A 26,955-nucleotide genomic window follows, 5' to 3' on the forward strand; every position below is an offset into this window, starting at 1 on the left:
AACTAACCAGCAAAACTTGAAACAGACGGTAATCAATATTAATCAGATTGTATTTATTTGAATCTTAGAAAGTAGGATAGATTTTATCCTACAAATTTATTTTTCGTCCTGAATTCAACTATTCTTCAAGTTAATCTATTTCAAATTATTAATCAACCTCATTTACTCTTTTCTGAAAATCCTTAATCTTCATCCTAAAAGGATAGCTTTGAACCAAAGCGGTAACGAATTTATCAGGATTAAAATCATTCTCAATCAAGGAATCAGACAATTCCCGGATGGCAATTTCATCAGTAAAAGTCGTACCCCTTCCTATAGCATAAGACAAAGTCTTTTTGGAAATGTTCCGTGCAAATTTTTCTTTCTCCTTCATAAGTAATGCTTTCAATTCTGCAGGACCTGCAAAGGTCTCACCTGAGGTAAGAACACCTGTAGGATCAATTGGAGTGTTCCCATAACTTTCTCTCCATTTCCCATCTGCTCCAAAATTCTCCAAACCTAGACCAAGTGGGTCCATTTTTTCGTGACAAGATTGGCATGCCGGGTCCTCCCTATGCTTTTCTAATAGAGCCTTCAATCCAAGGTCCTCATGTAAAGACTCATCCTCAGGTAATTCTGCAACATCTGGTGGTGGAGGGGGAGGAGATGTACCTAATATTTCTTCTAAAACCCACTTACCTCTAAGTACTGGACTTGTCCTGGTGGGCAAGGAAGTTACGGCTTGAACACTGCCTAAACCCAAAAAGCCTCCTCTGCTATTGTTGGCTAGCATTACTTTTTTGAAATCGTCTCCCTTTACACCTTCAATTCCATAGTAATCAGCCAATTCTTCATTGAGAAAGGCATAATTACTATTGATCAAGTCAAGGAAGTTTTTACTTTCGGTCATTACATAATGGAAAAAGGAAGTGGTTTCTTTGAACATGGCCTCTCTTATAGAAGGGGTGAATTCAGGAAACCTAACCAAATCAGCTAAAGGTGCATTGTCATCTTTAAGCTTATTGATTCCTAACCACTGGCTTACGAATGATTCTGAAAATCTTTCCGACTTGGGGTCATTGAGCATTCTTTTTACCTGATTTTCTATTTCTCCTGGTGCTTGCAGCTTACCTTTCATGGCCAGGTCAAACAATTCATCATCTGGCATGCTTGACCATAAGAAGTAAGATAATCTGGTAGCCAGTTCAAAATCTCCTAAGGCAATAGGGGCAGGGCCTAAGGGTTCTTCCTCCATTTTGTAAAGGAAAGAGGGGGAAATTAAAATAGCTTTAAATACTTCTGCAATGGATTTGTTGAATTTCTGTGGGTTGGGTTCCTCTGGAAGTGAGTAATAGACCGTATTAAAAAGGTCAATAAACTTTTCTTTTTCTTCAGATTTTAATAGCCTTCTATAAGCTTTGCTGGCAAAAGGGAAAAGTACTTTTTCGGCTGCTTTTTCAGGTGGATTAAGGGGCTTGAAATTACTACTGATTTTAGGCATTAACCAATTTATAAACCTTTCCCAGATGTTTTGATGATAGCTTTCGGGAACAAGGTCTGACCATTTTTCTAGGTCTTCATATAGAGATGTGACAATCTCTTCAGCAGCATCATAATACCTTTCCATCTTAAGGGGCGTGAAAAACAATGAACCACCTTGATTGTCAAAACCGCCACCACCCGAACCATCTGCTGGGAAACGATTCATGGCGTCAAAACTCACCCCTGTCAGGTCTAATACTGTGTAATGGTATTCAGTATGACTCAATCGTCGGATGATAACTTTTCCAGGAGTTCTTTTTTCTAGAGACTTGATGAGAATCCCATTGATTCCATCGAGTAAGGTATGGTATTCCTTATCATTCAACTCTGGCTTACTGGACGGGGGCATTTCTTTTGACTTAATTTGGTCTAATACTTTTAGCCAAAATTGTCCATCTTTAATAACACGTCCCTCTTCCTCATATATTTTTAGGTTCACTCCTCCTTTAGGGTTTCCGGTATTGTGACAGGAATAGCAGTTTTTGTCCAAAACCGGGATAATATCGGTAGTGTAATCTAAGGCCTCCTGTGCAATGCTTGCAAAAAAACTGAAGACAGCCATAACCAGTAAAATATACGATTTCATTAATGGCATAGGTTTTATTTGGATTCAGATATAGGTTATGCCTTAAATTTAAGGTAATTAATTCATTAATTCCAATACTATTTTGATGGAAGGTGAGTAGTTTGGTTATGCAGGATTGAAATAAGTCAAAAAAAAAGAAGACCATCAGGTCTCCTTTTAAAATTGCTATAATTATGCTTTTAGCATTCTGAAGCTTTTATTAAGCGTCTACACCTAAAGCTTTAGCCATCACCTCTCCTATTTCGGCTGGTGATTCTGCTACGAAAATACCATTTTCCTTCATGATACGCATTTTGGCGATGGCTGTATCATCTTTTCCACCAATAATGGCACCAGCATGTCCCATTCTTCTACCTGGAGGTGCTGTTTGGCCTGCGATAAATCCTACAACAGGTTTTTTATTACCATTTTCTTTGATCCATTGTGCAGCTTCAGCTTCATAATTCCCGCCAATCTCTCCTATCATCACGATAGCATCTGTTTCGGGATCTTCCATTAATAGTTGAACAGCTTCCTTAGTGGATGTACCGATTATCGGGTCACCACCTATTCCAATGGCTGTAGAAACACCTAATCCAGCTTTTGTGATTTGGTCAGCTGCTTCATAAGTAAGCGTACCTGATTTGGAAACAACTCCTACCCGTCCTGGTTTGAAGACAAAACCAGGCATGATGCCAACCTTAGCTTCACCTGGAGTGATTACTCCCGGGCAATTTGGGCCTACCAAAATGGCTCCTTTTTTCTTAACATACGGCTTGGCTTTCATCATGTCCTGTACAGGAATTCCTTCAGTAATGGCGATGATTACTTTAATACCTGCATCCGCCGCTTCCATAATAGCATCTGCCGCAAAAGCTGGAGGAACAAAGATTATGGTAGTATCAGCTCCTTTGGCTTTCACTGCATCTTCTACAGTATTAAATACTGGTCTGCCTAAATGAGTATCGCCACCTTTTCCAGGAGTTACACCCCCAACTACATTGGTACCATATTCTATCATCTGTTGGGCGTGAAAAGAACCTTCAGTTCCTGTGAACCCTTGTACAATTACTTTGGAATTTTTATTTACCAATACGCTCATAAGTCTGCTTTTAATTAATTTGCTACAAAAATAGGAGATAAAGAGTGATCACAAAAAGAAATTGCAAACAATATCGATTTAATTTATACTATAGATAACTTTTTATATTTTTATGGTTCCTACTTAACCCTACAAATGAATAATTCTAGTACTTCAGAAGCCTGTTTTAGCCCTAGGCTAAGGCTAATATAATATTAGGAAATAGACACTAAAATTATTTCATCAAAAATTCATTTCCTGTTTTTTTAAGGTAAATTAGGGTTTATTTGGGTAGATTTATAAAATAGGATACAAAAAATTGCTAAAAGTACCCTCAACGATTATGAAATCAACATCTTTGGATTTCAACGAGGAGTGGAATCAGGCAAATATAAAATCCTTTAAGACAGCTTAAATCAAAAAAAATGTTAGAGACTAATTTTAATATGTTTCAACAGGTGCTATTTTAATCTTTGTTTGTGAACTTTTGAAGAAAGAGATAAAAGTTTTATCGTTCCTTTAGCTTGAAATAAAATATTAAATAAATCGATCCCCTAATGGGAGAGAGGTATGGGAAATTCCGGAAAAAGTAAGGTTTTGTCGAAAAAAATGTCCTCGGATAGCTACCAGTTGGCCTTGATGCCCTTATTGGCTGTAAATTCTGAACCTGTGACTGGGCAGACCGTGGTTGATTTTTCAGTTTATAATAATTATTGGTTATTAGCAATTGCTTTCATTTTTTTACTTGCAATCATTTATGGAGTATGTATTTTTATTCAGCAGACAAAAGACAGAGGGATATTAAAAATCACACTTCAAAAGAAAAATAGAGAGATCGCAGAAAGGGAGGATCAATTTAGAATAGTCTGGAACAATTCTCAAGAAGGCATGGTACTGTCTGTTTTTGGAGGGAAGGTTATTTCTGCTAATCCCACCATTTGTAAAATGGCAGAGGTGAGCGAGGATGAGTTGATTGAAAATGGGCTTCAGCATTTGTTTCGCGACACAGATTTCTACGAAAAGGTAAGGAATGAAATAGCTGATGAACTTAACTCAAATACCAAAAGTACCGTAATACGAGAATTTGAAATGCCTTTGAAATCGGGAGATAGGGAGATAGAAGTTTCCATTTCCAAAATGAAGGAAAACTTTGAAGGGAATATGTTGTTCTTGAATGTTTTTCGAGATATTTCGAAGAAAAAATCTTATGAGAAGGGCTTGGAAATAGCCAAAGATAAGGCGGAGGAGGTAAGTCGATTGAAAGGGAATATCATTTCTAATATGAGTCATGAAATTCGCACACCCTTAAATGGTATTCTTGGCAGTACTGAATACATAAGCCAAATTAGGTCGGAAGACAAGGAACTTTTGGAGCATTTGAATATTATTAAGGAAAGTGGAGAACGCTTACTCAATACCATTACCAATATACTGGATTTGTCTTCATTGGAGTCCGATGAGCTGAATATTGTTTTAGAAAAAACCAATGTAAATGATTTTGTTTCAAAAATATTGATAAATCATAAATCCGTAGGGATTAAAAAAGGTATATTAGTCACTTCAAAATTTTTAACTAAACCCTTTAACGCAAAAATCGAGAGAAAGTACCTTCAAATTATTATCAATAATATCGTTGGTAATTCGGTTAAATATTCAGAAAAGGGACTTATTCAAGTTGTAATTGAAAACTTTGAAAATCAATTGATTATAGTAGTACATGATCAAGGTATAGGTATTAGTAAAGATTATTTGGACAAATTGTTTTACCCTTTTGAACAAGAAAGTACCGGTTTTAACCGTAAATTTGAAGGATCAGGCCTTGGATTAGCCATTACCAAACACTTGGTTGAAAAGTTAAATGGTCAAATTCAAGTTGAAAGTGAAAAAGGTAATGGTACTTTAGTGCGGATTTCAATACCACTTTGTATATAAATTATTTTGGGGCACGTTATTATTTAATTTTGTAAGTATGTTTTCTCTTAAAATATTGATAACCGAAGACGATACCGTCTCGGCACTTTTATTAAAAAAAGCACTTGAAAAGAACCACCATCAGATTATTGGAATGGCTGATTCAGGTGAGATTGCCTTGGAAATTCTTGAAAAAAACCATGCAGACATTGTCATGATGGATATTAATCTCTCTGGGAAGCTGGATGGAATTAAAACCACGGAAATTATTAATGAAAAATACAATATTCCTGTAGTTTACCTTACAGCTAGCTCAGATAGTGAAACCCTACAGAAGGTCGCTGTTACCAATCCTAGTGCCTATGTTATCAAGCCCTTTAATATTAGGGAATTGAATATGGTTATTGAATTGGCCATTTTTAAAGATAAAAAAGAGAAAGAACTTCAGAGCTTAAACAATGAGCTGGAAGAAAAAGTCAAAAAAAGGACCGCTGATTTAAATGAAGCAAACAAGGAGCTTCAGAAAGCTTTGGAAAAAGAAAGGGAGCTAAGTGAATTAAAATCAAGAATTGTTCAAAACGTTTCCCACGGTTTTAAAACTCCTTTAACATCTATTTTAAGTTCTGCACAATTATTGAAATTGTATGCGGAAAAAGAGCATCCTTTTAAAGCCAAATTGGTAAAGCATGCAAATAAAATTGAGAATTCAGTACGGAATCTTAATAGTCTTCTGACAAGTGTTTTATTCTTTGGGAAAGCCGATGCGGATAAGATGAACTACAAACCAGTGAGAATTTACACTTCAGCATTCCTCAATGAGGTGGTGGACATGGTCAAAGCCGGGATTGATAATAATGTAAAAATCAACGTGGAGTTCGAGAAAATCCCTAAAATGATCACCTCTGATATGGACCTATTGTATCAGATTTTAGAGAATTTACTATCGAATGCGGTTAAGTATTCGAAAGATGGTGGCTCTGTTTACTTCAAAGTAAAACATGAAAATGATACACTTTTCTTAAATATTAAAGATGAAGGTATTGGTATCAATGAAGCTGAACAATCCCAACTTTTTGATCGGTTTTTTAGGGCTAAGAATGTAGGCTTAAGAGAAGGTTCAGGGCTAGGTTTGTCCATAGTGAAAAAGTGCATTGAGGTTATGGGGGGAAAAATTGATTTCAAAAGTAAGCTCAATAAAGGAACTGAATTTAATTTGGAAATACCTGCAAAAAAGTAACTGGCAATGATTATTGTTAAGGAGATTCAGTTTTCTTACGAAAATCAACCAAAAATTGATGTTCCTGACCTTGAATTAAATAGAGGTGATGAATTATTGGTTTTAGGGAAATCAGGGTCAGGAAAAACAACCCTTCTAAATATAATTGGGGGCTTGCAGGCACCGAACAAAGGGGAGGTTTGGATTGATGGAGTATCACTATATGAACTGAAAGGGAATGATTTAGATAAGTTTAGGGGGAGTAATATTGGTATAGTATTTCAAAAACCTCACCTTCTAGGTCCATTGACGGTGTCTGAAAATATCTGTCTCCCGCATTTTTTTGCCAATAAACCAACAGCAAATAAACTTGACTATTACCTAGAAGAGCTGGGGATTCAAGATAAGAAGGATGCCCGCATTCAAACTTTGAGCGAAGGAGAAGCCCAGAGGGTTTCTATTGCCCGGGCAATGGTAAATGAGCCTAAAATTATTTTGGCCGATGAACCTACAGCTAGCTTGGATGATGACAATGCCAAGATGGTTGTAAATCTTCTTAAAAACCAAGCAAAAAAGCTTCAAGCAACCCTGATAATAGTCACCCATGATTATCGAATAAAAGATCAGATTGATAGAAGTATATCCATAAAATCAGGAAGCTTATGAATATATTTAAATTGAGCTGGAAGTACTTAATGGATAAACCTTTAAGTACAGGTCTAAATATACTTCTTCTCGCTTTGGGCTTGTCCATTATAACTGTTCTTTTGCTTATTGAAGAGCAGTTTGAGAATAAAATGAACAAGGATGCCTCAGGGATTGATCTTGTCATTGGGGCCAAGGGAAGTCCTCTACAGTTGGTGCTTTCCTCTGTTTATCATATCGATTTTCCAACAGGGAATATCCCTCTAGATGAAGCAAAGTCTGTTTCCAGAAACCGTTTAATAAAGAAAGCCATACCTATGGGGCTTGGGGATAATTTTGGGGGATTTAGAATTGTTGGTTCTAACCACGATTACCTTAAGCTTTACGATGTTAGTTTTAATTCAGGAAATGCCTGGAACAAACCATTTGAGGTAGTTTTGGGAAGTCGAGTGGCAAAGGAGAAAGGTCTAAAGGTAGGAGATACTTTTGTAGGCTCCCATGGAATAGCCTCTGCAAGTCATGAACATGATGAACAAGCATATCTTGTAGTGGGCGTTTTAGCTCCTTCTTATAATGTGATCGATCAACTCATATTAACCAGTATAGAATCCATTTGGTATTCCCATGACGAAGATTTTGGCAAAAAAAAGCTGGAGCAGGAGGTTGAAAAAACAGGGTTTCCTAAAACCGATGAGGCAAGAGAATTGACCATTGTACTAATTTCTTACCGAAATCCAATAGCGGCTGTCCAACTTCCCAGACTGATTAATAGTAGAAGCTCATTACAAGCGGCATCCCCTTCTTTTGAGATTTCGAGACTTTTCGAATTGTTAGGAATAGGGATTGCTTTGGTTCAGGGCTTGGCACTTGTTATTATATTGATAGCTGGATTGGGCATATTTATTGCCTTATTCAGTTCACTTAAACAAAGGAAGTACGATTTGGCTGTAATGCGTGCAATTGGTGCTTCCAAAGGACAATTGTTTTTGTTAATTCTGCTAGAAGGAATCCTACTTACCTTTATAGGCGCATTAGCAGGATTATTTCTCGGACACCTTTTTCTCTATTTATTGGTTATGGTAAATGATCAAGGAGTAATTTCGGATTTTAAGACTTTTGTATTTATAAAGAAAGAATGGTGGGTTTTGGCCTATGCTTTGTCGGTGGGAGTTTTGGCTTCCATCATTCCTGCATGGAATGCATATAGGACACAAATCGCTGGACAATTGACCAAGTAAATAAGATAGTATGAGGTATTTAGTTTTATTGATAGGCTTGCTGTCTTTTTCTGCCATAGGGCAACAAGAAAATGTTTGGAAAAACCTATCCAATGTAACCTATGAAATCGGGGAGGATGACTTTGGTGAGTTGTATTTGCCCGTTTTTGGGGATAAGATTAAGGAGATGGAAGGTAAAGAGATTACAGCTGATGGTTATATTATACCCTTTGAAGGTATGTTTAAACCTGAGCACATTATACTTTCTTCACTTCCTTTGGCAGAATGTTTTTTTTGTGGTTCGGGTGGGCCAGAAACAGTGATGGAGGTAATGCTAAAAGAACCCATCAAATACACCTCTAAAAAGATAAAGGTAACTGGTAAGTTGATGCTTAATGCGAAGGACCCTGAAAAATTGATGTATATCCTTAAAGAAGCCAATATTATTGATCCGTGATTTAAACACAAATTTTGAATAGTCATTGTCAATATTCCATCTAAATTTTTGTTGACGATTTATTGAAATAGGCTGGGCCAAATATTATTGTTGCATTTTTTTTATCACATTATTATTATAACATTTGATGTAATTTAATTCCGTTTCAAACCATATACTACTTAATAATCCATGAAAAAAGCACCAATTGTATTGTTGATTTTGCTGTGTGTATCAATTTATTCTTGTGGACCGAAAATAAGCGAAAATGAATTGTTAAAAGAAAAGGTCATTCAAGTTCATGATGAGGTAATGCCTAAAATAGGTACTTTGAAATCTAATCAGAAGGTGTTAAATGAAAAAGCTGCAGAGCTTGAGGAATCAGATGACTCGGAAAATCTTCAAAAACAGATTAGCGATTTGGAGGCGGCTGCTACAGATTGTGAGAAAGCCTATGACGAAATGTTTGTATGGATGAGACAATTTGAGACAGATCTTGAGGGAATGTCCGATGAGGAAGCAAAAGCTTACTTGGAAAAAGAGCTGGTAAAGGTAGAAAAAGTAAAAAAAGACATTCTACTGGCTATTGAAAAAAGCGAGGCGCTATTATAGTTTTGGTTTTTGAGCAAGGGCTTTATTTACTTCTTCGGGAGTAATAAGCCCATGTTCATTTCCCCATACATTATAAATATAAGTGCCAATTTGGGCAATTTCCAAAGGTGTCAAATTACTATTACCCGGCATTGGCTGATTGTATTCAATATCATTCACCATAATGCTTCCCTTAAGACCATTTCGGATGATATAAAGGCTTCTGCCTACATCAGTAATCATATAGTCAGCTTTGCTTAATGGAGGGATGAGCCTGTTTAACCCTGTTCCATCTTCTTGGTGGCAATTACTACAATGTTGCAAATAGAGTTGTTGACCTTGAATAGCATATTGCTTTGTTTTTAGGTCATTAATTTTATCAATACCGTTTTGACTATTAGAATCAGTACTTTGACAGCTAGTGAAAAGTATTAATAATAAACTACCTATTGTTGCTCTCATTGTTCTCGTTGAGTAATTTGGGGATGTCTTTGATGAGTAAGTTTACCTGAGTTTCTTTTGTTCCGTCATAAACCCCTCTAATTCTTCCTAATTGATCAATCAGTACAAATGCCCCTGAGTGCAAGAATCCACCAGGCTCATTTTTATCATTCATGGCTGTAGTTAGGTAACTTGTTTGACCAATTTCAAAGATTTTTTCTTGATCACCAGTCAGAAAATTCCAAGTATTTGCATTCTCAATGCCTAGCCTCATGGAGTAATCTTTTAAAAGAGTTTGGGTGTCATACTCTGGGTCTATGGTATGACTTAAAATCATGAATTTTGGATCATCTTTATAGGCTTCAAAAACCCTCAACATTTGTTTCTTCATCACTGGGCAGATAGTAGGGCAGCTAGTGAAAAAAAAATCGGCAACATAGACTTTTCCTCTGACATCAGCATTGGTTATTTGTTTACCCTCTTGATTGGTAAAACTAAAATCTGCAATCGTATGATAGATGGTATCCTTTACTGTTTTGTTATCAATAATTACCTCCTCTACATGCCTATTGCCCAAGATAGGTAATACATCGTTATTTGAGCTTGTTTGGCAGGAGTTGAAGAATAAAACACATAGAAATAGAGGGCCTAAATAAATGAATCGAAGCATTTTATTTTTAATTAGTATGACAGCGAAAAGTGTTGTTTAGTTCCTTTTACGCATTTTTTTATACCATTTCGTTGCAAGCATTAGGGTGATGCCCAAAAGGATCAATCCTGTAATTCCCCAAACCATATTGATTAAACTTTTGAGGACGATTAAAAATACTATTGCAAATAGTAATAAGGTTGCTATTTCATTCCAAAGTCTAAGTTTGGTGCTGGACCAAACTGCTTTCCCATTCTGCAGTGATTTGAAGATATAGTGGCAACGAAAATGATAGATATAAAGCAATAAAACAAAAGTTAGTTTTGCATGCATAAATGGCATGGACAAGTATCCAGGTCGGTAAAACAACACCCATGTCCCGAAGATTAGCGTCAAAATCGCCGATGGCCAGGTAATGATGTACCAAAGCCTATTTGCCATTAAATCCAATTGGGGTTTTAATATTATTCGCTCAGCTTCAGGTCTATCCAAGGCTTCTGTTTGGTAGATAAAAAGCCTGACTATATAAAATAACCCAGCAAACCAAGTTACAATAAAAATAATGTGTAAAGCTTTAACGTATTCGAAGGCCATTCTTGCTATTTTTGGCTAAATTAACTGTTTAAGATTGTTTTTAGGACATATGAAATCAAAAAATATTATTTATTTACTTGCTGTCTTGGTTGGTGGGCTTTTAATGGTGATTGTTTACCAAAGCTTGAGTCAGCCAGGGGTTAAGGACCTGAAGGGTAACTACACAGAATTAGCCAGTTACAGAAATGAAAACAATACTGGTCCGGTGGTTAGAATTTTTGCAGTATTTACAGATAGCGAAGATTGGGAGGAAATGCGGGCCTATGGTGATTTTATGCCGCATACCAAGTATGGAAACACAAAGGTGTATTTTTTTAATCAACCTCTAGACCAGCTCGATTTGTTTCCAGAAGCACCTTATTTTAAAGCGGATTTTCAAGAATTCTGTATTGGTAGTTATGAAAAAACGGCCATGGGTAATTCAAGTTTTAAAAAGTATCCTTTTACAGAAAGCCATTAAAAAGGGATGGTTAAGCATAAAGATTTGATAGGTTCAATTAGTAGGACCTGATCTTAAATTGTTTTTTCTGCTCCTGCACTGCATTTCTAAAAGATGGCTCTGTTTCCATAAGATCATTAACAGCTTGAACGGCATGAATTACTGTACTATGGTCTCTTCCTCCAAAATGATAACCGATAGATTTTAATGAGTGGTTGGTAAACTCCTTGCTAAAATACATTGCAACTTGTCGGGCAATTACTATTTCCTTTTTTCTGGTTTTGGCTTTCAGGTTTTCTACCTTGATACCGTAATAGTCTGCACAGGATTTTTGAATAAACTCTATGCTCACTTCAGTCTCAATGTCTTTGATAATGTTTTTCATGATTGTCTTGGCCAATTCAAGACTGATTTCGACCCTGCTTAATGAAGCATGGGCGATCAAAGAAATCATGACTCCTTCAAGTTCCCTTACATTAGTGTCAACAGTGTAAGCAAGGTATTCAATCACATTATCAGGAATATCTATTCCTTCTGACTGCATTTTCTTTCTGATTATCGCTATTCTTGTTTCGAAATCAGGCATTTGCAAATCTGCCGTGAGTCCCCATTTAAACCGGGAGAGTAATCGTTCTTCTAAGCCCATTAAGTCCTTAGGAGCACAATCAGAGGTCATGATGATTTGCTTTTTATTTTGATGCAGATGGTTGAAAATGTGGAAAAACATCTCTTGGGTTCTACCTTTTCCAGCCAGAAATTGGATGTCATCGATGATCAGTACATCCACTTGCATGTAAAAGTTTGTAAAAGATTTGATGTTTCCATCTTTAATGCCATCCATAAACTGATTGACAAATTTTTCTGAAGAAACATAGAGTACAAACTTTTCATCAGGACCATTTTTGATTTCATTTCCGATGGCCTGTACGAGATGCGTTTTTCCTAAACCTACACCACCATACACCATCAATGGGTTAAATGAGGTGATTCCAGGTTTATTGGCTACCGCAAATCCTGCAGATCGGGCAAGACGATTACAATCACCTTCAATAAAAGAGCTGAAGGTATAAGTGGAATTAAGGTTGGATTGTAAGGTTGTTTGTTCATCCAAACTAGAAAGATCAAAAGGACTGTGTGCGGATGCAAGGTTTTCCTTTTTTTTGATGGCTGCAGGGCTGTTTACTCCTTGGGGATAACTAACCATATAAGGTTGGTTTTGTGAATTCCCTTTGTCTACTACTACAGCATATTCTAATTTGCCCTGAGCCCCTAAAATAGTTTTGATGGCTAATTTTAATACTTCAACATAATTGTCTTCCAGCCATTCGTAGAAAAATTGACTTGGGACTTGTATGGTAAGTACAGATCCATCGATTCGTGCAGGGATTATTGGTTTAAACCAAGTCGAAAAACTCTGTTCATTGACGTGTTTTTCGACCACCCGCAAACATTCAGTCCATATAGCATTAGCCTCTGAATTCATTGAATTTATTTTAACCGAAAGTTGAAAAATCGTGAATACTCCTTTTTTAGGGGGTAACAAAATTGTGGAAAATTATCTTAAATAAAAAATGCCCTTTTACTTGATTTTTTTACTTTATGGGTACATTGTCAGTTCAGGCGGATTTTGAATTTTAATTATTTGAAAAATGAAATGTTTTCCTTGATAATCAATAGGAATTTTGAGAGGTACCACCATTTATAATAATTCCGTTTTTAAACTGCTTAGTTTTAGGATTTTATCCTCAATTCCAAGCCAGTTAATATCAAGTTTAATGAGAGATAAGAGGCCGCTCAAGCAGGGAATAGAGGATTTGAATTGAATTTACACGATCAATTGGTCTTGAAAATGGCAATTCAAAAATATTTCAAAAAAATGTAAAAATTACCTTAAAATCAATTTAGAACCTGCTTTTAGATTGTTTTTATAAAGATATGGGTCTGGCTCATTCAGGATTGGATGAAAGGGTATTAAATTGACTTTCTAAGTTATCTTTGGATGGGTTCTTGGTATAGGAAATCAAGCTGGAAAACAAAAGCATTGCCTATTGAAAGAATTATCAATTTTGAAGAATTGGTACATTGAAAAGAGATTAAACCCGAAATATGCAATAGCCATTCTATTGCGTGCTGAAATCGCTTTAAAATACCCAATCTTTGCTGTTTTCAATTTCACCATAGCGGTGCTATGCTAAAATCTCCAAACAGCCTGATTTTCTTGCGATAGCAACACTTCCCGTAAACACGGGACAGGCTTTACCCCTGACATTGTCAGGGCGGAGAAATTCCATTACATAATCCGGGTTAACCCAGATTAAGGAATAGCTGTTTTTAAATAATATTAAGAAATGATAAATGAAAAGCAGAATATTAATTTATGATAGTAATGAAGAGGATTCAGTGCAAAATGACATTTTGCCTGAATTTGGTTCAAATTTAAGGGCAAGCTATCCTTATACTGAAGCTTTTATTGAGGAAATTGAGGAGGATGAACAGGTTGTAACTTTTCTTTCTGATGAACAATTAAAGTCATTTCTTCTTATCGCGATTAAAAGAAATCTAGAAATAGCACTTCTACCACACCCTAAAATGATCCATGGGATTAAAGGGTTTGGCGTGAAATCCAGCCTTGAGGATAATATTGCTTATATTCTACTTGAGGAGAAAGTGTCCAAAGTAGATGTTCTTGAAGCGAATGGGGTACCAGTTTTTAATACCATACTAATAGGAGAATCACTGAGTCTAATGAGTAGCTCAGTTGCTAGGTTTGGTTTTCAAAGATTTTGGCAGAGGTTAAGTTATTTTTTCAAACTTTTTTGGAGCACTAAATTGGTTGGTTTCAATATCAAAGCAGAGAATCAAGATGAAATTAACACAGCGGCCATTGGTCTAATCATCGTTCACCACGCTCAGAGTAGCTTGATAAGTAAGAAAATACTCGAGCATTCAGTAATTAATGATGGGAAGTTACATGCCTTTATTTTAGCTCCTAAAAGTATTAGTGGTTTGTTCTGGTTTGGACTTAACAGTTTATTTAGAACAAACAGTAATAGAAAATTACCGCCTTTTGCAGCTCATATTAAAACTTCGTCCATAACAATAACTGGAGACCAGCCTATAAATTATTCCCAGGATGGTGTGCTATTGTCCACCGAGAAATTGCAGATAGAAATAGGAAAAGGTGCCTTAAATATGCTGCCTGGGCAAAAGTTAAATATTGAGAATAAAGGTGGGAGTGATGATGTGTATAAAGTTGAAGCCCTGCCTAGGGGGGATGCAAGAAAGGAATTATTAAAAAGAAAACTTCCACTTATAAATCATGCAACAACAGAGGAATTTAAAGACCTGTTTTCTAGCTTAAGATCAAGTTCTATCACTTCGAGCGTATACCTTGTACTGATGCTATTGGCGACCCTAATTGCGACATTAGGGCTTTTTGGTAATTCTGCTCCTGTGATTATCGGGGCCATGATATTAGCCCCTTTAATGGCGCCGATTATATCTCTTTCTATGGGTGTTTTGAGACAAGACCGCACCTTAATAGTTAATAGCTCCAAGACAATAGGTTGGGGTGTTCTATTGGGTTATTTGTGTGCTATATTTATCACATGGCTCACTCCGTTAAATATTGCCAATGACGAGATTATGGCGAGGGTAAGACCTAATTTATTGGATTTAGGAATTGCTGTTGGCTCTGGAATAGCTGGTGCATATGCGAGTGCTAAATCAGAAATCTCTAAAACCTTGGCAGGTGTAGCAATAGCGGTAGCATTGGTGCCGCCTTTAGCAGTATCAGGTATAGGATTAGGATGGATGGAATGGGATATTTTTCGAGGAGCATTTCTCTTGTTTTTAACCAACCTTGCAGGCATGGTAATGGCTGCAGCTATGACATTTTTGCTATTGGGATTTAGTCCATTCCGTCTGGCAAGACGGGGGATTCTCTATTCCTTGGTTGTTGTTGGTTTGGTAAGTCTTCCTTTGTTTTTTGGTTTTATGGACATGGTAAGAGAAAACAATATCCTATCCAAATTAAATGGGTACACGACTAATGGTGTTGTTTTGAGAGATGTTTCTGTGCGAAATATTAAGCCTATGCGCTTAACTGTAAAAATTGTAGCAGATAAACCTCTTGACAAAACTGAGCTGGAAAATATAAAAAATGAAATTGAAAATATTGTAGGTGACAAGGTGGTCTTGGAGATAACGGTGGCAATGAAGGTCGAGTGATCCTTCTGCTTTTGATAGGAGAAAAATTAAAATGGATTTCAAAGATCTATTCTGAATAGCATTTAAGTTGAGCTTCAAATCATTAATCTGAAGATACAAATTCCCAAGTCCATGCTACAATAGTTTTAGCATTTCTGACAGATAATTAATACATTGAATATTGAAATAAAAGAACAAACTTTAAACCAATCAATACCTAAAAAGATGAAAAGAAAAGCAACAGCAATTTGGAAGGGATCCGGTAAAGATGGCAGTGGAACATTGTCTTCACCAAGCGGATTTTTTGATAAGTCACCTTATAGTTTCAAAACCAGATTTGAAAATGAGGATGGTACTAAAGGAACCAACCCTGAAGAAATGATAGCGGCAGCCCATGCGGGATGTTTCAATATGGCATTAAGTTTTCAAATCGCTGGAAAAGATTTGGAAGCTGAGGAATTAAATACTACCGCTACTGTTACTATCGAAAAAGGTGATGCGGGATTTGCCATTACAGGGATAGTACTTAACCTTACAGGGAAAGTTCCAGGTATGGATGAAAAGCAATTTATAGAGTTGGCCAATGCAGCCAAAGAAGGTTGCCCGATTAGCCAGGCTTTAAGTTCAGTTCCTATTTCATTGAATATTACTTTTAATTCCTAAGCATTTAATTTTTAATTTATGTTTGGAAAGTGCCAAAGAGTTTCTTTTTGGCACTTTTTTATTTTCCTATTACCTAATCATTATAATTATTGGTAAAGTTATCGAGTAGTTCGGAGGCAAATTAAGTGTATGAATAAAAAAATGGCAATGCTGGGGTGGATCACCCTTTTAGGCTTTGGTTTGGCTGGACTCTCCTTGGTGTATTTCTTTCAAGAAATCACTTTGATGGAGCTATTTGAAGGGCATCGGTCCCTATTTGCGCAATTGATTGCAGGATTAGTCTCCGGAATTATTGGTGCTTTTATAGCCCTAAAAATCATCAATGCCCCTTTTTTTAGAATAGAGAAGCAAAAATACAATGCACTCATCAATACTTGGCCATGGACAATAAAAGGAATTGTTTTTATTTCAATTTGTGCTGGAGTGGGAGAGGAACTTTTGTTTAGGGCTGGTATTCAGCCATTGTTGGGTCTTTGGGTGACCGCAGTGCTTTTTGTTTTAATTCACGGTTACCTCAATCCGTGGAATTGGAGAATAAGCTTATATGGATTTGTAATGATTTTTTTTATAGCCGTTTTAGGAATTCTTTTCGAAAAATACGGGGTTTCATCAGCCATAATTGCTCATTCCGTTTTTGATGCCATTTTACTTTATTGGATAGCGATAAAAAAGTCCTAAAAATCTATTTTTTTATACCAATTGTCGATTCGAGTCAGAATTGAAGATACGGAAAAATATAAAGTCTAAAACCTAAATAAAATCCAGATTTTGGCAGTGTTAACACAGAGAAAAAGCAAGAATAACGATGACCTGTCCTAAATGTTTTAGGTGGGATAAGGATATGGGAAACTCTGTGCTAGAGTTTCCCATATCCATTACTTATCATTAGGACTATTGCTTATTTCAAGTGTAGCTGATTCAATAGATTTTGCATGGTATAATTATTCCAAAGGAAAGCTAAATTCATTACTACTCCTGCCTCCTGGAGTGATGGTAACATAGCGAAGAGTGAGCGGTTTTTGGTCTTCTCCAGCAATTGGCGCTAAAATAGGAGATGATGTGTAAAGCAAAGCTGTTTGGTCGGCTTTATGCCCGTCAAAAGTGTAATAGACTGTAGCATTTTCTACCATTGGGTGGATTTCTACTATATGTCTACCGCTTGTTGGGTCTGTGCTAACATTTATTATTGCTTCTGGAATCCTGAAAAATACGTTTTTTTCTTCTAGGTTAAGAAGTCTTTTGGGTAATCTCTCAAGGCTAAAGGAATCGAAATTTTTATTACCCGCTTTAGTCCAAGCAACTTCAGCCAAAGCAAAGGCTCTTGGGAATAAAAAATATTCCATTTTGTTAACACTAGGGATGTATTCAGTCCATAAATTGGCTTGTACACCCAAGACATGCTTAGCTTCTTCTTTGGTTAATTCGTTTGGAATTGGGGAATAGCTATAAACTTTCTCTAAAGGTAGAAACCCGCCTATTGCCAAAGGTTCTGTGGTTTTATCAGCTGCCTGTGAGTGGTCAAAGTACATGTGGCTATTGGGGGTCATGATAACATCATGTCCCATTTTGGCTGCTTGAATGCCACCTTTTTCTCCTCTCCAGCTCATAACGGTAGCATTTGGGGCAAGTCCTCCTTCTAATATCTCATCCCAGCCAATCAGTTTTCTATTGTTTTTATTGAGAAACAATTCAATTTGATGAATAAAATGGCTTTGAAGTTCATGTTCATCCGCTAATTTTTCTTTTTTGATTACCTTTTGAGCAATCTCAGAGGTCTTCCAATGGTCTTTAGGTACTTCGTCTCCACCAATGTGGATGTACTCACTAGGGAAAATTTCCATCACCTCAGTAAGGACATCTTCCAAAAAGGCAAAGGCTTTAGGAGTCGGACCATAGATATTATAATGAACACCCCAAAATCCAGGGACTTCTTGGTTTATATCGTTGTCGTATTCCTTTCCATTTTCATTTACTGCAGCTATAGTACCTGTACCCATTCCTTCAAAAGTATCAAAACTTCCAAGTTCCGGATAAGCAGCCAGTACTGCAGAACTGTGACCAGGAAGTTCTATTTCAGGAATGACTGTAATTTTTCTATCAGCAGCATAGGCTACGATTTCTTTTGCTTCCTCTTGGGTGTAATATCCTCCATGTGGTTGACCATCATAAACAAATGGTTTGAAATCATAGTATTGACCAATTATTGTAGAATCTCTCCAAGCACTTACCTGAGTAAGTTTTGGGTGTTTTTTGATCTCTAAACGCCAGCCTTGATCGTCTGTTAGGTGCCAATGCAAGGTGTTTAATTTTAGCTGACCCATCAAATCGATTATTTTTTTAACTTGGTCTGTGCTAAAAAAATGCCTCGAAACATCTAACATTATTCCTCTATATCCGAAAGCTGGGGCATCGGCTATCTTCAATTGGGGTACTGTCACTTGGCCATTATTTATTTCAATTAATTGAAAAAGAGATTGTAGACCATAGAATATGCCTTTAGAGGAGCCTTTTATTATGACATATTTGTTGTCAATTTGTAAAGAATAACCTTCATCATTTTCCGGATTTTTAACTTCCTCAAGGACGATGGCCACCTCGCTTTGTGGTGTTGCCATTTTTATTGGTAAACGAAATCCTGCTTTAGTTTCTAATAGCTCGTTGAAAATGGTTGCAGATTTTCTGGTGTCATCACTATATGCTGCTATAATGGTTCCCTGTCTTAAGACCAATTGACCATCACCCATTTGAATGGATTCGGGCAAGGGGACTATAGTTAGGTTTTGCGCTTGGATATTTAAGGCAAATAAAACCAAAAAAGAGCTGGTTAGAATTAGGAATCTATACATGATAATACAATTATTTAATACCTTGTTTTTATGTTAAAGAAAGGAAAGTTAAATAAAAAAATTGATTAACATGATGATATATGTGAAAATATTTTAATTCTACAGTTGGTTTAGCTCACCTGAACGATTATTTAAAAAATAGAATCTGTATTTAGTTGCCTTTAATGTAGAATGGGTCAATACTAAATAAATTGGTATTATCTGGAGAGACATTGATTTTAACTGCATGAATGTCATTGTCTCCAAATACCTGTACAGCGGTGAAATTTGTCAAAGTCTTGCCGTTATTATCTCTCATAGGTTGATTTACCATGAAACGGTGGTGATCCCCATAAAGAAGCAGGACTGGTTTATCGTAATCCTGCACTTGCTGCCTAAGTAATGTGACGAAACTTGCGTGGCCATTGTTTTCGTCCTTGTTGTTATAGTTTAAGCCAGCGTGTAATACTAATACTAGGCCATTGCTATTGTTTTTCTTTGCTGCTTCAAAAAGAGAGATTAACCAAAAATTATTTGCTAATTCTCTTTCATAAAACTCATCGTTTAAGGCACCTTTTCCGCTGTCAAAGTTATTGTTTGAACCAATAACATGTAAAGTTCCAAATGTCACATCAGATTTTTGCCAGGTTGAATTTTCAGCGAACTTTTCAAAGCCTTCAGTTTTATTTTGTCTTAATAGTTCAATAGATCGTCCCCCTTGACTAAAGTCATTTGAGAAAAACAACTGTCTTAATTTATCCAGTCTTTCTTCAGGAACATAGCTGCCACAAGACTCCCTATCACAATCTGTCCATTCATTGTCACCTGGTGTATAGATCAAGGCTTCATCAAAGGAGTCGAAGTATCCTTTTATTTTTTCGTAGTACTCATCTGAGCAAGGAATATGGCCAGATTTAATATCTCCCACATGTAGAGTAAATGCTGGTTTGTCTTTGTTGATTTGAGCGATCATGCGATCGAATCTTTCAAAATCTTCAGGGAGGTGATATGGGACATCTCCGATGGCCATAAAACTGAACGAAGCATTTTCTTCACTTGTACAAGAAGAAAAAATGGTGCTTGCTACTACTACAAAAAGGAAAAATACTGATGTTTTCATTTGGGAAAGGTAATAATTTGCCAGTAGAATTTAAACAATTAAATATTTGAAAATTTCTGGACATTGTAATGGTGAAGTTGTTGAATAACCCTTTATTGGAGGGGCGGGAAAACTTTTTAGAAGAAAAAATCAGCCTGATTTAAGAAAAAAAATAATTTTTGAGCGCGTTGACAGCCTTCTTTTATTGCTGTAAATAATTATTTTCTATTGTTTTTTAATTACAAATAATACCTTTCTCTTTGTAAAACCATAGTTTCCCTATCAATTTGGAAGGCTAAAGATGAATGTAAAGGTTTTCGGCCGATCTAAATTATAATCTTGGGTAGAATTTATAATCATCTAAAAATTTTGAATTACCTGTTTGTGCTACTACTTTTATATTTCGATTATCGAAAGTGCTTAGGGGTTTGAAAATAGTAGTTGAACCTTTGCCTTTGAATTACCGAAATCACAAATTCATTACCTTTGAAAAATTAAGGTAGACACAACAGTTATTTACTTCTCAAAAACCAAGAATGTTATTGAGGATATTTATAATTGAAATTTCCCTTTAAAATTTATGGCCTATCAGGCGAAGCAATGATCAACAAATTTAAATTTTTATGTTCTCATCTGGTCTGATAACCATATCGATTGTAATCATCTTGGTCATTGTGTTGTACAAGGACCTGTTGAGGCCCTCTTTTGCGTTTTTGGGTGCTGTATTTTTATTGCTTGTATTGCAAATAATTAGCCCGGAAGAATTTCTGATGGGCTTAGCCAATAAACAAATCATTGTTATATTTCTACTGATTGGCTTGACATCCGGAATTCAACAAAATATAGGGACAGGATTTTTTTTTAAAATCTTTAGTCAAAAATTAAAGCCTGGTACTTTTAGGTTGAGGCTAATGTTGTTGGTAAGTAGCCTTTCCGCGATTTTGAATAATACTCCGGTGGTGGCATTCATGATACCTTATGTAAAAGAATGGACCAAAACCAATAAATTCCCCGCTTCGAAATTTCTAATTCCGCTATCCTATTCCACAATTCTAGGAGGAATGATTACAGTGGTAGGTACTTCAACAAACTTGGTATTAAATGGCCTGATTAGTCAGTTTGGTTATCCCTTATTGGGCTTCGAGGATTTTCTTTATTTGGGTATTTTGGTAGCCAGTATAGGCATGGTTTATTTAAGTATTGCCTCCAATTATTTATTGCCCTCGAGGGAAGAAAACAAAAGTGAGGTAATTGATCATTTGAATGAATATTTGGTTGAAACCTATCTGCCTATAGGTTCAAGTATGCATGAAAAAACTGTAAAGGAGGCTGGTTTAAGACAGTTAAAAGAAATATTCCTTGCTGAAATCAGAAGAGGGAAAAAGGAGATTTCACCAGTGGGGCCAAATGAAATATTACAGGAAGGAGATAAGCTTTTTTTTGCCGGAAATTCCGAAGCTATTTTAAAACTTATCCAAGAGGAGAATGGCTTAAGTTTACCGGAAGATGGGCATGTGTCAAATTATGGTTTCTTTCAACTGACAGAAGCAGTGGTGCCTACCTCTTCATCATTGATAGGTCTAAAGGTTAAAGACAGTGATTTTAGAAACAAATACCAGGGGTCAATTATATCTATTCATAGAAATGGTACTCAACTAAAGGGGAATATTGGTGAAACCAAAGTGCATGCTGGGGATCTTTTCCTAATGTTGACAGGAAAAGATCACAATAGGAATGACTATTATAAGGATTTAATCATAGTTACCCTAAGGGGTGAAATAAGTGTTGATAGAGGAAATTTAAAAAGACTTCCCTCTTTTTTGGCTTTAGCGGTGTTGTTTACTGGGATTATCGGATGGATAGATCTTTTTATAGCAGCTTTTGCAGGAATTCTTACCCTGTATCTATTTAAAGTGTTAAATTTGCAAACTTTAAAGAAGGCTGTTGATTTGGATCTTTTGTTGATTCTAGTTTGTTCGCTTTCTCTGGGGTTGGCATTAAATAATTCAGGTGCTGCCGGTGTGTTGGTGAACCTATTGATTCAATTAACAGAAGGGTCGGGAGTGATGCTAGCCTTGGTGCTATTGTTTGTCATGACTTTGATTTTAACAAGTTTGATTACCAATGCAGCTGCTGTGTCTATTATGTTTCCAATCGCATTGGAACTGGGCAACCAATTGGAACAGCCTTTGACACCCTTCTTCGTGGCAATAGCGTTTGCCGCATCAGGTGATTTTATGACTCCAATAGGATACCAAACCAATTTGATGGTAATGGGTCCTGGGAATTATAAGTTTAGAGATTATTTTATTATTGGCTTTCCACTTACTTTGATCTATACTGTAGTGGTATTGTGTTTTATTAATTGGTATTACCTTTAATTTATATAAATAGAGTAGCGTTAATTTCATTTTCCATATGCGTGAAAACATTCATCCATCTGTATTTAAGGTGAAAGTAGAACACCGAGTAAAGGCCCTAGGTCAGCAACCAAGATTAATTTGGTTTACGGGATTATCGGGTTCTGGAAAATCTACTTTAGCCAATGCAACGGAAGATGCGCTTTATAGAATGGGCTACCATACCTACCTTTTGGATGGGGATAATGTAAGGACGGGATTGAATAAAGACCTTACATTTAGTGACAAGGACAGGGTAGAAAATATCCGAAGGATAGGGGAAGTAGCAAATTTAATGTTGGATGCAGGGTTGATAGTGATTTCGGCATTTATATCACCTTTTGTCTCAGATAGGGACATGATAAAGGAATTGGTTGGAGAGGAGAATTTCTTGGAAATTTACTTGAATTGCCCCCTAAGCATATGTGAAGAACGGGATGTCAAAGGTTTGTATAAGAAAGCCCGACAAGGACTGATTAAGGACCTTACAGGAATTGGATCACCTTATGAACCACCATTGTCTCCATTTGCCGTAGTGAATACTGCAGAGGAAAAAATGGAAGATGCAGTAGCAAGATTAGTACAAAAAATAAATAAAAAAATAAAAATTTGATATGGCACAATACTATTTATCCCATCTGGAAGAGTTAGAGGCAGAGGCAATTTTTGTTATTAGAGAAGTTGTTTCTCAATTTGAAAAACCAGCCTTGTTGTTTTCAGGGGGTAAGGATAGCATCGTTTTGGCTCATTTGTCTAAAAAAGCCTTTTATCCATCCAGAATTCCTTTTCCTCTTATCCATATTGATACAGGACATAACTTTCCTGAAACCATCGCCTTTAGGGATGAGTTGGTGAAAGACCTTGGGGTGCAACTTATTGTTGGATCGGTTCAGAAAAGTATAGATGATGGTAAAGTAAGAGAAGAAACTGGGGCAAATGCCAGCAGGAATGCTTTACAGACAGTCACTTTGCTAGATACTCTGGAGGAAAATAAAATAGATGCTGCCATGGGTGGTGCTAGAAGAGATGAGGAAAAGGCACGTGCAAAAGAAAGATTTTTCTCTCATAGAGATGAGTTTGGACAATGGGATCCAAAAAATCAAAGACCAGAATTATGGAACTTGTTCAATGGTAAAAAACATATGGGAGAGCATTTTAGGGTGTTCCCAATATCAAATTGGACTGAAATGGATGTATGGCAATACATCCAATACCAAAACATAGCATTACCATCTTTGTATTTCTCTCATCAAAGAGATTGTGTGGTAAGAGACGGTGTGATATTAGCCAAATCGGACTTTATCCAGTTAAAACCTAATGAAGAAATAAAGAATTTAACGGTAAGGTACAGAACCTGTGGAGATATGCCCATTACTGGGGCGGTAGAATCTGATGCTGATGACCTAGATAAAATCATTGCTGAAGTAGCGACTACAAGAACTACCGAAAGAGGTACAAGAGCAGATGATAAAAGAGGGGAGACGGCCATGGAGGACAGGAAGAAGAGTGGTTATTTTTAGGATTAAATAACCATTATATCCCAGCCGATGTAAGGATATGCTTTTGATATTTAATTCACGCGCTTTTAGGGTGAATAAGCGTTTATATCAGAATATTCGGCAGAAATGAGATTAATAAAAAAAATTCTAGTGAAATAGTATACATACAATATGAGCATACAGGAAACCAATCAATTGTTGAGATTTACCACTGCAGGATCTGTTGATGATGGAAAGAGTACCTTAATAGGTAGATTGCTTTATGATTCAAAATCTATTTTTGAAGATCAGATTGAGGCAGTGAAAACTTCCAGCGAGAAAAAAGGATTTGATTATGTAGACCTCTCTTTGCTCACAGATGGATTGAAGTCTGAAAGAGAACAAGGGATTACTATTGATGTAGCTTATAGGTATTTTGCTACCCCTAAGCGAAAATTTATAATTGCAGATACTCCAGGTCATATTCAATACACAAGGAATATGGTAACTGGCGCTTCTACTGCAAATCTTGCCATTATTTTAATTGATGCGAGAAAAGGTTTATTGGAGCAAACTTTCAGACATAGCTTTATCGCTTCCTTATTGAAAATCCCACATGTAATCGTTTGTGTAAACAAAATGGATTTGGTGGATTATGATGAGGAGGTTTACCAGAAGATAGTAAAAAGTTACAAGGACTTTGCCAGTAAAATGGAGATTAAAGATGTTCATTTTGTGCCTATTTCCGCACTTAATGGTGATAATGTGGTTGACAGGTCTACCAATATGAAATGGTATGAGGGGCCTACTTTACTTTACCTTTTGGAAAATGTACATATAGCCTCGGATTTCAATCATATCGATTGCCGTTTTCCTGTACAAATGGTAATTAGGCCTCATACACATGAACACCAGGATTTTAGAGGCTATGCAGGTAGAGTAGAAGGTGGTATATTTAAGCCAGGAGATGAAGTAAAGGTTTTACCTACAGGATTTACCTCCAAAATTAAAAGTATAGAGTTGGATGGTAAGCCTATAGAGGAAGCCTTCTCTCCAATGTCCGTTACCATGACTTTGGAGGATGAATTGGATATTAGTAGAGGCGATATGCTGGTAAGGCCGAATAATGTGCCTAATGTAAGTCAGGACCTTGATGTAATGGTTTGCTGGATGAGTACGAAGCCTTTAGCAGGAAGAACAAAACTATTGCTAAAACATACTACTCAGGAATGCCAGGTGATGGTGAAAGATATTCTGTATAGAGTGAATGTTAATACCTTACATAGAGAAGAAGGAGTCGATCAAATTGGCATGAATGATATTGCAAGAATTAGTGTTCGCTCTGCGAAACCTTTGTTTTTTGATGCATACAGAAGAAACAGGCAAACAGGCTCAATTATTTTGATTGATCCAAATACCAATGAGACTGTTGCGGCTGGAATGGTAATATAAAAACGCGTTTTAGGGAAGTGAAGCCTATTTACTTAAATGGTAATCTTTATTTTTTCTTAAAATATAAACAGAATGGAGAACTTGTCAGGTTGTTTCTAAGCGATTCAGCTTGATAAGTTTATTTTTTCACAAACCTTGACCAATTGATTTCTGGTAAGGTATTTAGTTCTACTTTTAAAAGAATTTCATGGAAATTGATGAAAAACACCTTACGGAAATAGCCTTAGTGGCAGCAAAAGCTGCTGGACTAGAGATTCTGAAAATCTATGAAAGTGCTGATTTTGGCCTTGCTTATAAAGATGACGACTCTCCACTTACTAAAGCTGATTTGGCAGCTCATAAAAAAATATGCGAGTTGCTCGTCAGTACTGATCTACCTATTCTTTCTGAAGAGGGTAGAAATATTGCCTATCAAGAAAGAAAAGATTGGGAATATTTTTGGATGGTAGACCCTTTGGACGGTACCAAGGAATTTGTGAAGAGGAATGGAGAGTTTACTGTTAATATTGCCCTAATTCATGAGGGACGTCCCATCTTAGGGGTTGTTTATGCCCCAGTATTAAATTGGATGTATTGGGGGAATAGCCAAGGGGCATGGAAATCCAATGATGGAATAAAAACTGAAGAATTACAACAAAAGGGAAATGTCTCGGTTAGTTCTATTGTGGCTTCTAGATCACATCTGAGTACCGAAACGCAGGAGGTTATAGATAAATATCCCAATGCTGAAGTTATCAGTATGGGGTCTTCACTTAAATTCATGCTTATAGCCGAAAATAAGGCACAACTTTATCCTCGTTTTGCACCTACTATGGAGTGGGATACTGCTGCCGCCCATGGGGTGTTAATTGCCTTAGGGTATGAGATTAGGAAAGTAGATGTTGATGAACCTTTGGAATATAATAAAGAAAATCTTTTGAACCCTTGGTTCATAGCTTCTTAACTTTCTCTTGACAAAGTGAACTAAACCCGGTTTTGTTATTTAGCTCTGAACTATTAAAAATATTAGCTTTTAACTGTTTTAAGAGGTGTTTCATTTCGAATTTAGTTTAATCTGACGCTTAATTTTAAACAATACTTACAAATACGTTCTTCTATAATTAGAGTAATTCTTAAAAAAGGAAGTTGGTTTTTTGTTAAATTTTTAATTTTTGTTGGAAATAATATTAGAATTAATAATATATTTACTTAAAATTCACCAAATTAAATTGGTCTTTTTCAATATTACAGCTAAAGGAGGAGTGTGATGAAATAAGCATTGCTTTGAGGGGATGTTTTGGATATAATTCCTTGTCCTCTTAATAAGTAATGGATTACTAGTTTATTTTGTATTTGAATATGTTGGTATGATTTGGAATATAGTCTTAATTAACCAGTGAGATTATTTACTTTTGTAAGCTTTCTTTTGAGGGAATTAGAAATTTTGACGATAATTTTACGTATTTTAATTTTGAATTGGAAGGCTTAAATTTGTTGTCATAAACACTGCTTTTTGGTTAAAAATTAATAATGATTTTGTTTGCA

23 protein-coding genes are annotated in these 26,955 nt (G+C 36.2%); 15 read left to right on the forward strand and 8 right to left on the reverse strand.

The window, feature by feature from the left end:
- Window positions 1-148 precede the first annotated feature (148 nt).
- Window positions 149-2,107 (reverse strand): DUF1592 domain-containing protein, encoded by a 1,959-nt coding sequence (locus AC13EX_RS21890; RefSeq protein ID WP_482894342.1) that lies wholly within the window; start codon window positions 2,105-2,107, stop codon window positions 149-151.
- 199 nt (window positions 2,108-2,306) lie between these two features.
- A complete protein-coding gene (sucD, locus tag AC13EX_RS21895; RefSeq protein ID WP_482894343.1) occupies window positions 2,307-3,188 on the reverse strand; it encodes a succinate--CoA ligase subunit alpha in 882 nt (293 codons plus the stop codon).
- A gap of 549 nt (window positions 3,189-3,737) precedes the next feature.
- On the opposite strand from sucD, the gene AC13EX_RS21900 reads away from it, so the two are divergent.
- The 6 genes from AC13EX_RS21900 to AC13EX_RS21925 all read left to right on the forward strand — a co-directional run bounded on the left by AC13EX_RS21900 (window position 3,738) and on the right by AC13EX_RS21925 (window position 9,204).
- On the forward strand, window positions 3,738-5,099 hold the full coding sequence (locus tag AC13EX_RS21900) for a PAS domain-containing sensor histidine kinase (protein ID WP_482894344.1): 1,362 nt from the start codon (window positions 3,738-3,740) through the stop codon (window positions 5,097-5,099).
- A 37-nt stretch (window positions 5,100-5,136) separates the two neighbouring features.
- Window positions 5,137-6,315, forward strand: a complete 1,179-nt coding sequence (locus AC13EX_RS21905; RefSeq protein ID WP_048640042.1) for a hybrid sensor histidine kinase/response regulator — start codon at window positions 5,137-5,139, stop codon at window positions 6,313-6,315.
- 6 nt (window positions 6,316-6,321) lie between these two features.
- Window positions 6,322-6,960: an ABC transporter ATP-binding protein gene (locus AC13EX_RS21910; RefSeq protein WP_482894346.1), complete on the forward strand. Its 639-nt coding sequence runs from the start codon at window positions 6,322-6,324 to the stop codon at window positions 6,958-6,960.
- Window positions 6,957-8,177, forward strand: a complete 1,221-nt coding sequence (locus AC13EX_RS21915) for an ABC transporter permease (RefSeq protein ID WP_482894347.1) — start codon at window positions 6,957-6,959, stop codon at window positions 8,175-8,177. The genes AC13EX_RS21910 and AC13EX_RS21915 overlap by 4 nt, the downstream gene beginning before the upstream one ends.
- Before the next feature lie 10 nt (window positions 8,178-8,187).
- Entirely contained in the window at window positions 8,188-8,613 is a 426-nt protein-coding gene (locus tag AC13EX_RS21920; RefSeq protein WP_482894348.1) for a hypothetical protein, read from the forward strand.
- A 171-nt stretch (window positions 8,614-8,784) separates the two neighbouring features.
- On the forward strand, window positions 8,785-9,204 hold the full coding sequence (locus AC13EX_RS21925) for a hypothetical protein (protein ID WP_482894349.1): 420 nt from the start codon (window positions 8,785-8,787) through the stop codon (window positions 9,202-9,204).
- Here the strand turns inward: AC13EX_RS21925 and AC13EX_RS21930 are convergent.
- The 3 genes from AC13EX_RS21930 to AC13EX_RS21940 are packed head-to-tail and all read right to left on the reverse strand — an operon-like array spanning window position 9,199 to window position 10,867.
- Window positions 9,199-9,645: a c-type cytochrome gene (locus tag AC13EX_RS21930; protein ID WP_482894350.1), complete on the reverse strand. Its 447-nt coding sequence runs from the start codon at window positions 9,643-9,645 to the stop codon at window positions 9,199-9,201. The two genes, AC13EX_RS21925 and AC13EX_RS21930, sit on opposite strands and share 6 nt — an antisense overlap.
- Window positions 9,626-10,294, reverse strand: a complete 669-nt coding sequence (locus AC13EX_RS21935; protein WP_482894351.1) for an SCO family protein — start codon at window positions 10,292-10,294, stop codon at window positions 9,626-9,628. Before AC13EX_RS21935 ends, AC13EX_RS21930 begins: the two co-directional genes overlap by 20 nt.
- Window positions 10,295-10,330: 36 nt before the next feature.
- Window positions 10,331-10,867 carry a CopD family protein gene (locus tag AC13EX_RS21940; protein ID WP_482894352.1) on the reverse strand — a complete coding sequence of 179 codons (537 nt, stop codon included), beginning with the start codon at window positions 10,865-10,867 and terminating at the stop codon, window positions 10,331-10,333.
- Window positions 10,868-10,916: 49 nt separating this feature from the next.
- Here AC13EX_RS21940 and AC13EX_RS21945 point away from each other — a divergent pair, with 49 nt between their 5' ends.
- Window positions 10,917-11,327: a hypothetical protein gene (locus AC13EX_RS21945; RefSeq protein ID WP_048640034.1), complete on the forward strand. Its 411-nt coding sequence runs from the start codon at window positions 10,917-10,919 to the stop codon at window positions 11,325-11,327.
- Window positions 11,328-11,364: 37 nt separating this feature from the next.
- On the opposite strand, the gene dnaA is transcribed toward AC13EX_RS21945, so the two are convergent.
- Complete coding sequence (gene dnaA / locus AC13EX_RS21950) at window positions 11,365-12,789, reverse strand: chromosomal replication initiator protein DnaA (RefSeq protein ID WP_048640033.1); 1,425 nt, start codon at window positions 12,787-12,789, stop codon at window positions 11,365-11,367.
- Window positions 12,790-13,661: 872 nt separating this feature from the next.
- On the opposite strand from dnaA, the gene AC13EX_RS21955 reads away from it, so the two are divergent.
- The 3 genes from AC13EX_RS21955 (at window position 13,662) to AC13EX_RS21965 (ending at window position 16,856) form a co-directional block, all read left to right on the forward strand.
- Complete coding sequence (locus tag AC13EX_RS21955; protein WP_339716971.1) at window positions 13,662-15,536, forward strand: DUF389 domain-containing protein; 1,875 nt, start codon at window positions 13,662-13,664, stop codon at window positions 15,534-15,536.
- Window positions 15,537-15,740: 204 nt separating this feature from the next.
- The gene (locus AC13EX_RS21960) at window positions 15,741-16,178 is read left to right on the forward strand and encodes an OsmC family protein (RefSeq protein ID WP_048644748.1); all 438 of its coding nucleotides are present in this window, start codon (window positions 15,741-15,743) and stop codon (window positions 16,176-16,178) included.
- A 129-nt stretch (window positions 16,179-16,307) separates the two neighbouring features.
- Entirely contained in the window at window positions 16,308-16,856 is a 549-nt protein-coding gene (locus AC13EX_RS21965; protein WP_482894353.1) for a CPBP family intramembrane glutamic endopeptidase, read from the forward strand.
- A gap of 263 nt (window positions 16,857-17,119) precedes the next feature.
- On the opposite strand, the gene AC13EX_RS21970 is transcribed toward AC13EX_RS21965, so the two are convergent.
- Both AC13EX_RS21970 and AC13EX_RS21975 read right to left on the reverse strand, forming a co-directional pair.
- Window positions 17,120-19,024 carry a family 20 glycosylhydrolase gene (locus AC13EX_RS21970; RefSeq protein WP_482894354.1) on the reverse strand — a complete coding sequence of 635 codons (1,905 nt, stop codon included), beginning with the start codon at window positions 19,022-19,024 and terminating at the stop codon, window positions 17,120-17,122.
- A gap of 151 nt (window positions 19,025-19,175) precedes the next feature.
- Entirely contained in the window at window positions 19,176-20,123 is a 948-nt protein-coding gene (locus AC13EX_RS21975; protein WP_482894355.1) for a metallophosphoesterase, read from the reverse strand.
- Between the two features lie 602 nt (window positions 20,124-20,725).
- On the opposite strand from AC13EX_RS21975, the gene AC13EX_RS21980 reads away from it, so the two are divergent.
- From AC13EX_RS21980 to cysQ, 5 genes are all read left to right on the forward strand, one after another.
- Complete coding sequence (locus AC13EX_RS21980) at window positions 20,726-22,483, forward strand: SLC13 family permease (protein WP_048644254.1); 1,758 nt, start codon at window positions 20,726-20,728, stop codon at window positions 22,481-22,483.
- 37 nt (window positions 22,484-22,520) lie between these two features.
- Window positions 22,521-23,114, forward strand: coding sequence for an adenylyl-sulfate kinase (cysC, locus tag AC13EX_RS21985; RefSeq protein ID WP_482894356.1), 594 nt, complete (start codon window positions 22,521-22,523; stop codon window positions 23,112-23,114).
- Between the two features lies 1 nt (window position 23,115).
- On the forward strand, window positions 23,116-24,021 hold the full coding sequence (gene cysD, locus AC13EX_RS21990; protein ID WP_482894357.1) for a sulfate adenylyltransferase subunit CysD: 906 nt from the start codon (window positions 23,116-23,118) through the stop codon (window positions 24,019-24,021).
- Window positions 24,022-24,171: 150 nt separating this feature from the next.
- On the forward strand, window positions 24,172-25,431 hold the full coding sequence (locus AC13EX_RS21995) for a sulfate adenylyltransferase subunit 1 (RefSeq protein WP_482894359.1): 1,260 nt from the start codon (window positions 24,172-24,174) through the stop codon (window positions 25,429-25,431).
- A 187-nt stretch (window positions 25,432-25,618) separates the two neighbouring features.
- A complete protein-coding gene (gene cysQ / locus AC13EX_RS22000; RefSeq protein WP_157470594.1) occupies window positions 25,619-26,374 on the forward strand; it encodes a 3'(2'),5'-bisphosphate nucleotidase CysQ in 756 nt (251 codons plus the stop codon).
- The last annotated feature ends 581 nt before the right edge of the window (window positions 26,375-26,955 follow it).

Source organism: Cyclobacterium sp. L-R, assembly GCF_056859355.1.

Coding starts and splice junctions, on each gene's coding strand:
- cysC (WP_482894356.1), top strand. CDS start 22,521: ATGCGTGAAAACATTCATCCATCTGTATTTAAGGTGAAAGTAGAACAC.
- cysQ (WP_157470594.1), top strand. CDS start 25,619: ATGGAAATTGATGAAAAACACCTTACGGAAATAGCCTTAGTGGCAGCA.
- AC13EX_RS21930 (WP_482894350.1), bottom strand. CDS start 9,645: ATGAGAGCAACAATAGGTAGTTTATTATTAATACTTTTCACTAGCTGT.
- AC13EX_RS21890 (WP_482894342.1), bottom strand. CDS start 2,107: ATGAAATCGTATATTTTACTGGTTATGGCTGTCTTCAGTTTTTTTGCA.
- AC13EX_RS21995 (WP_482894359.1), top strand. CDS start 24,172: ATGAGCATACAGGAAACCAATCAATTGTTGAGATTTACCACTGCAGGA.
- AC13EX_RS21905 (WP_048640042.1), top strand. CDS start 5,137: ATGTTTTCTCTTAAAATATTGATAACCGAAGACGATACCGTCTCGGCA.
- AC13EX_RS21960 (WP_048644748.1), top strand. CDS start 15,741: ATGAAAAGAAAAGCAACAGCAATTTGGAAGGGATCCGGTAAAGATGGC.
- AC13EX_RS21980 (WP_048644254.1), top strand. CDS start 20,726: ATGTTCTCATCTGGTCTGATAACCATATCGATTGTAATCATCTTGGTC.
- AC13EX_RS21970 (WP_482894354.1), bottom strand. CDS start 19,024: ATGTATAGATTCCTAATTCTAACCAGCTCTTTTTTGGTTTTATTTGCC.
- AC13EX_RS21915 (WP_482894347.1), top strand. CDS start 6,957: ATGAATATATTTAAATTGAGCTGGAAGTACTTAATGGATAAACCTTTA.
- AC13EX_RS21925 (WP_482894349.1), top strand. CDS start 8,785: ATGAAAAAAGCACCAATTGTATTGTTGATTTTGCTGTGTGTATCAATT.
- AC13EX_RS21900 (WP_482894344.1), top strand. CDS start 3,738: ATGGGAAATTCCGGAAAAAGTAAGGTTTTGTCGAAAAAAATGTCCTCG.
- AC13EX_RS21955 (WP_339716971.1), top strand. CDS start 13,662: ATGAAAAGCAGAATATTAATTTATGATAGTAATGAAGAGGATTCAGTG.
- AC13EX_RS21945 (WP_048640034.1), top strand. CDS start 10,917: ATGAAATCAAAAAATATTATTTATTTACTTGCTGTCTTGGTTGGTGGG.
- sucD (WP_482894343.1), bottom strand. CDS start 3,188: ATGAGCGTATTGGTAAATAAAAATTCCAAAGTAATTGTACAAGGGTTC.
- AC13EX_RS21975 (WP_482894355.1), bottom strand. CDS start 20,123: ATGAAAACATCAGTATTTTTCCTTTTTGTAGTAGTAGCAAGCACCATT.
- AC13EX_RS21920 (WP_482894348.1), top strand. CDS start 8,188: ATGAGGTATTTAGTTTTATTGATAGGCTTGCTGTCTTTTTCTGCCATA.
- dnaA (WP_048640033.1), bottom strand. CDS start 12,789: ATGAATTCAGAGGCTAATGCTATATGGACTGAATGTTTGCGGGTGGTC.
- cysD (WP_482894357.1), top strand. CDS start 23,116: ATGGCACAATACTATTTATCCCATCTGGAAGAGTTAGAGGCAGAGGCA.
- AC13EX_RS21935 (WP_482894351.1), bottom strand. CDS start 10,294: ATGCTTCGATTCATTTATTTAGGCCCTCTATTTCTATGTGTTTTATTC.
- AC13EX_RS21910 (WP_482894346.1), top strand. CDS start 6,322: ATGATTATTGTTAAGGAGATTCAGTTTTCTTACGAAAATCAACCAAAA.
- AC13EX_RS21965 (WP_482894353.1), top strand. CDS start 16,308: ATGAATAAAAAAATGGCAATGCTGGGGTGGATCACCCTTTTAGGCTTT.
- AC13EX_RS21940 (WP_482894352.1), bottom strand. CDS start 10,867: ATGGCCTTCGAATACGTTAAAGCTTTACACATTATTTTTATTGTAACT.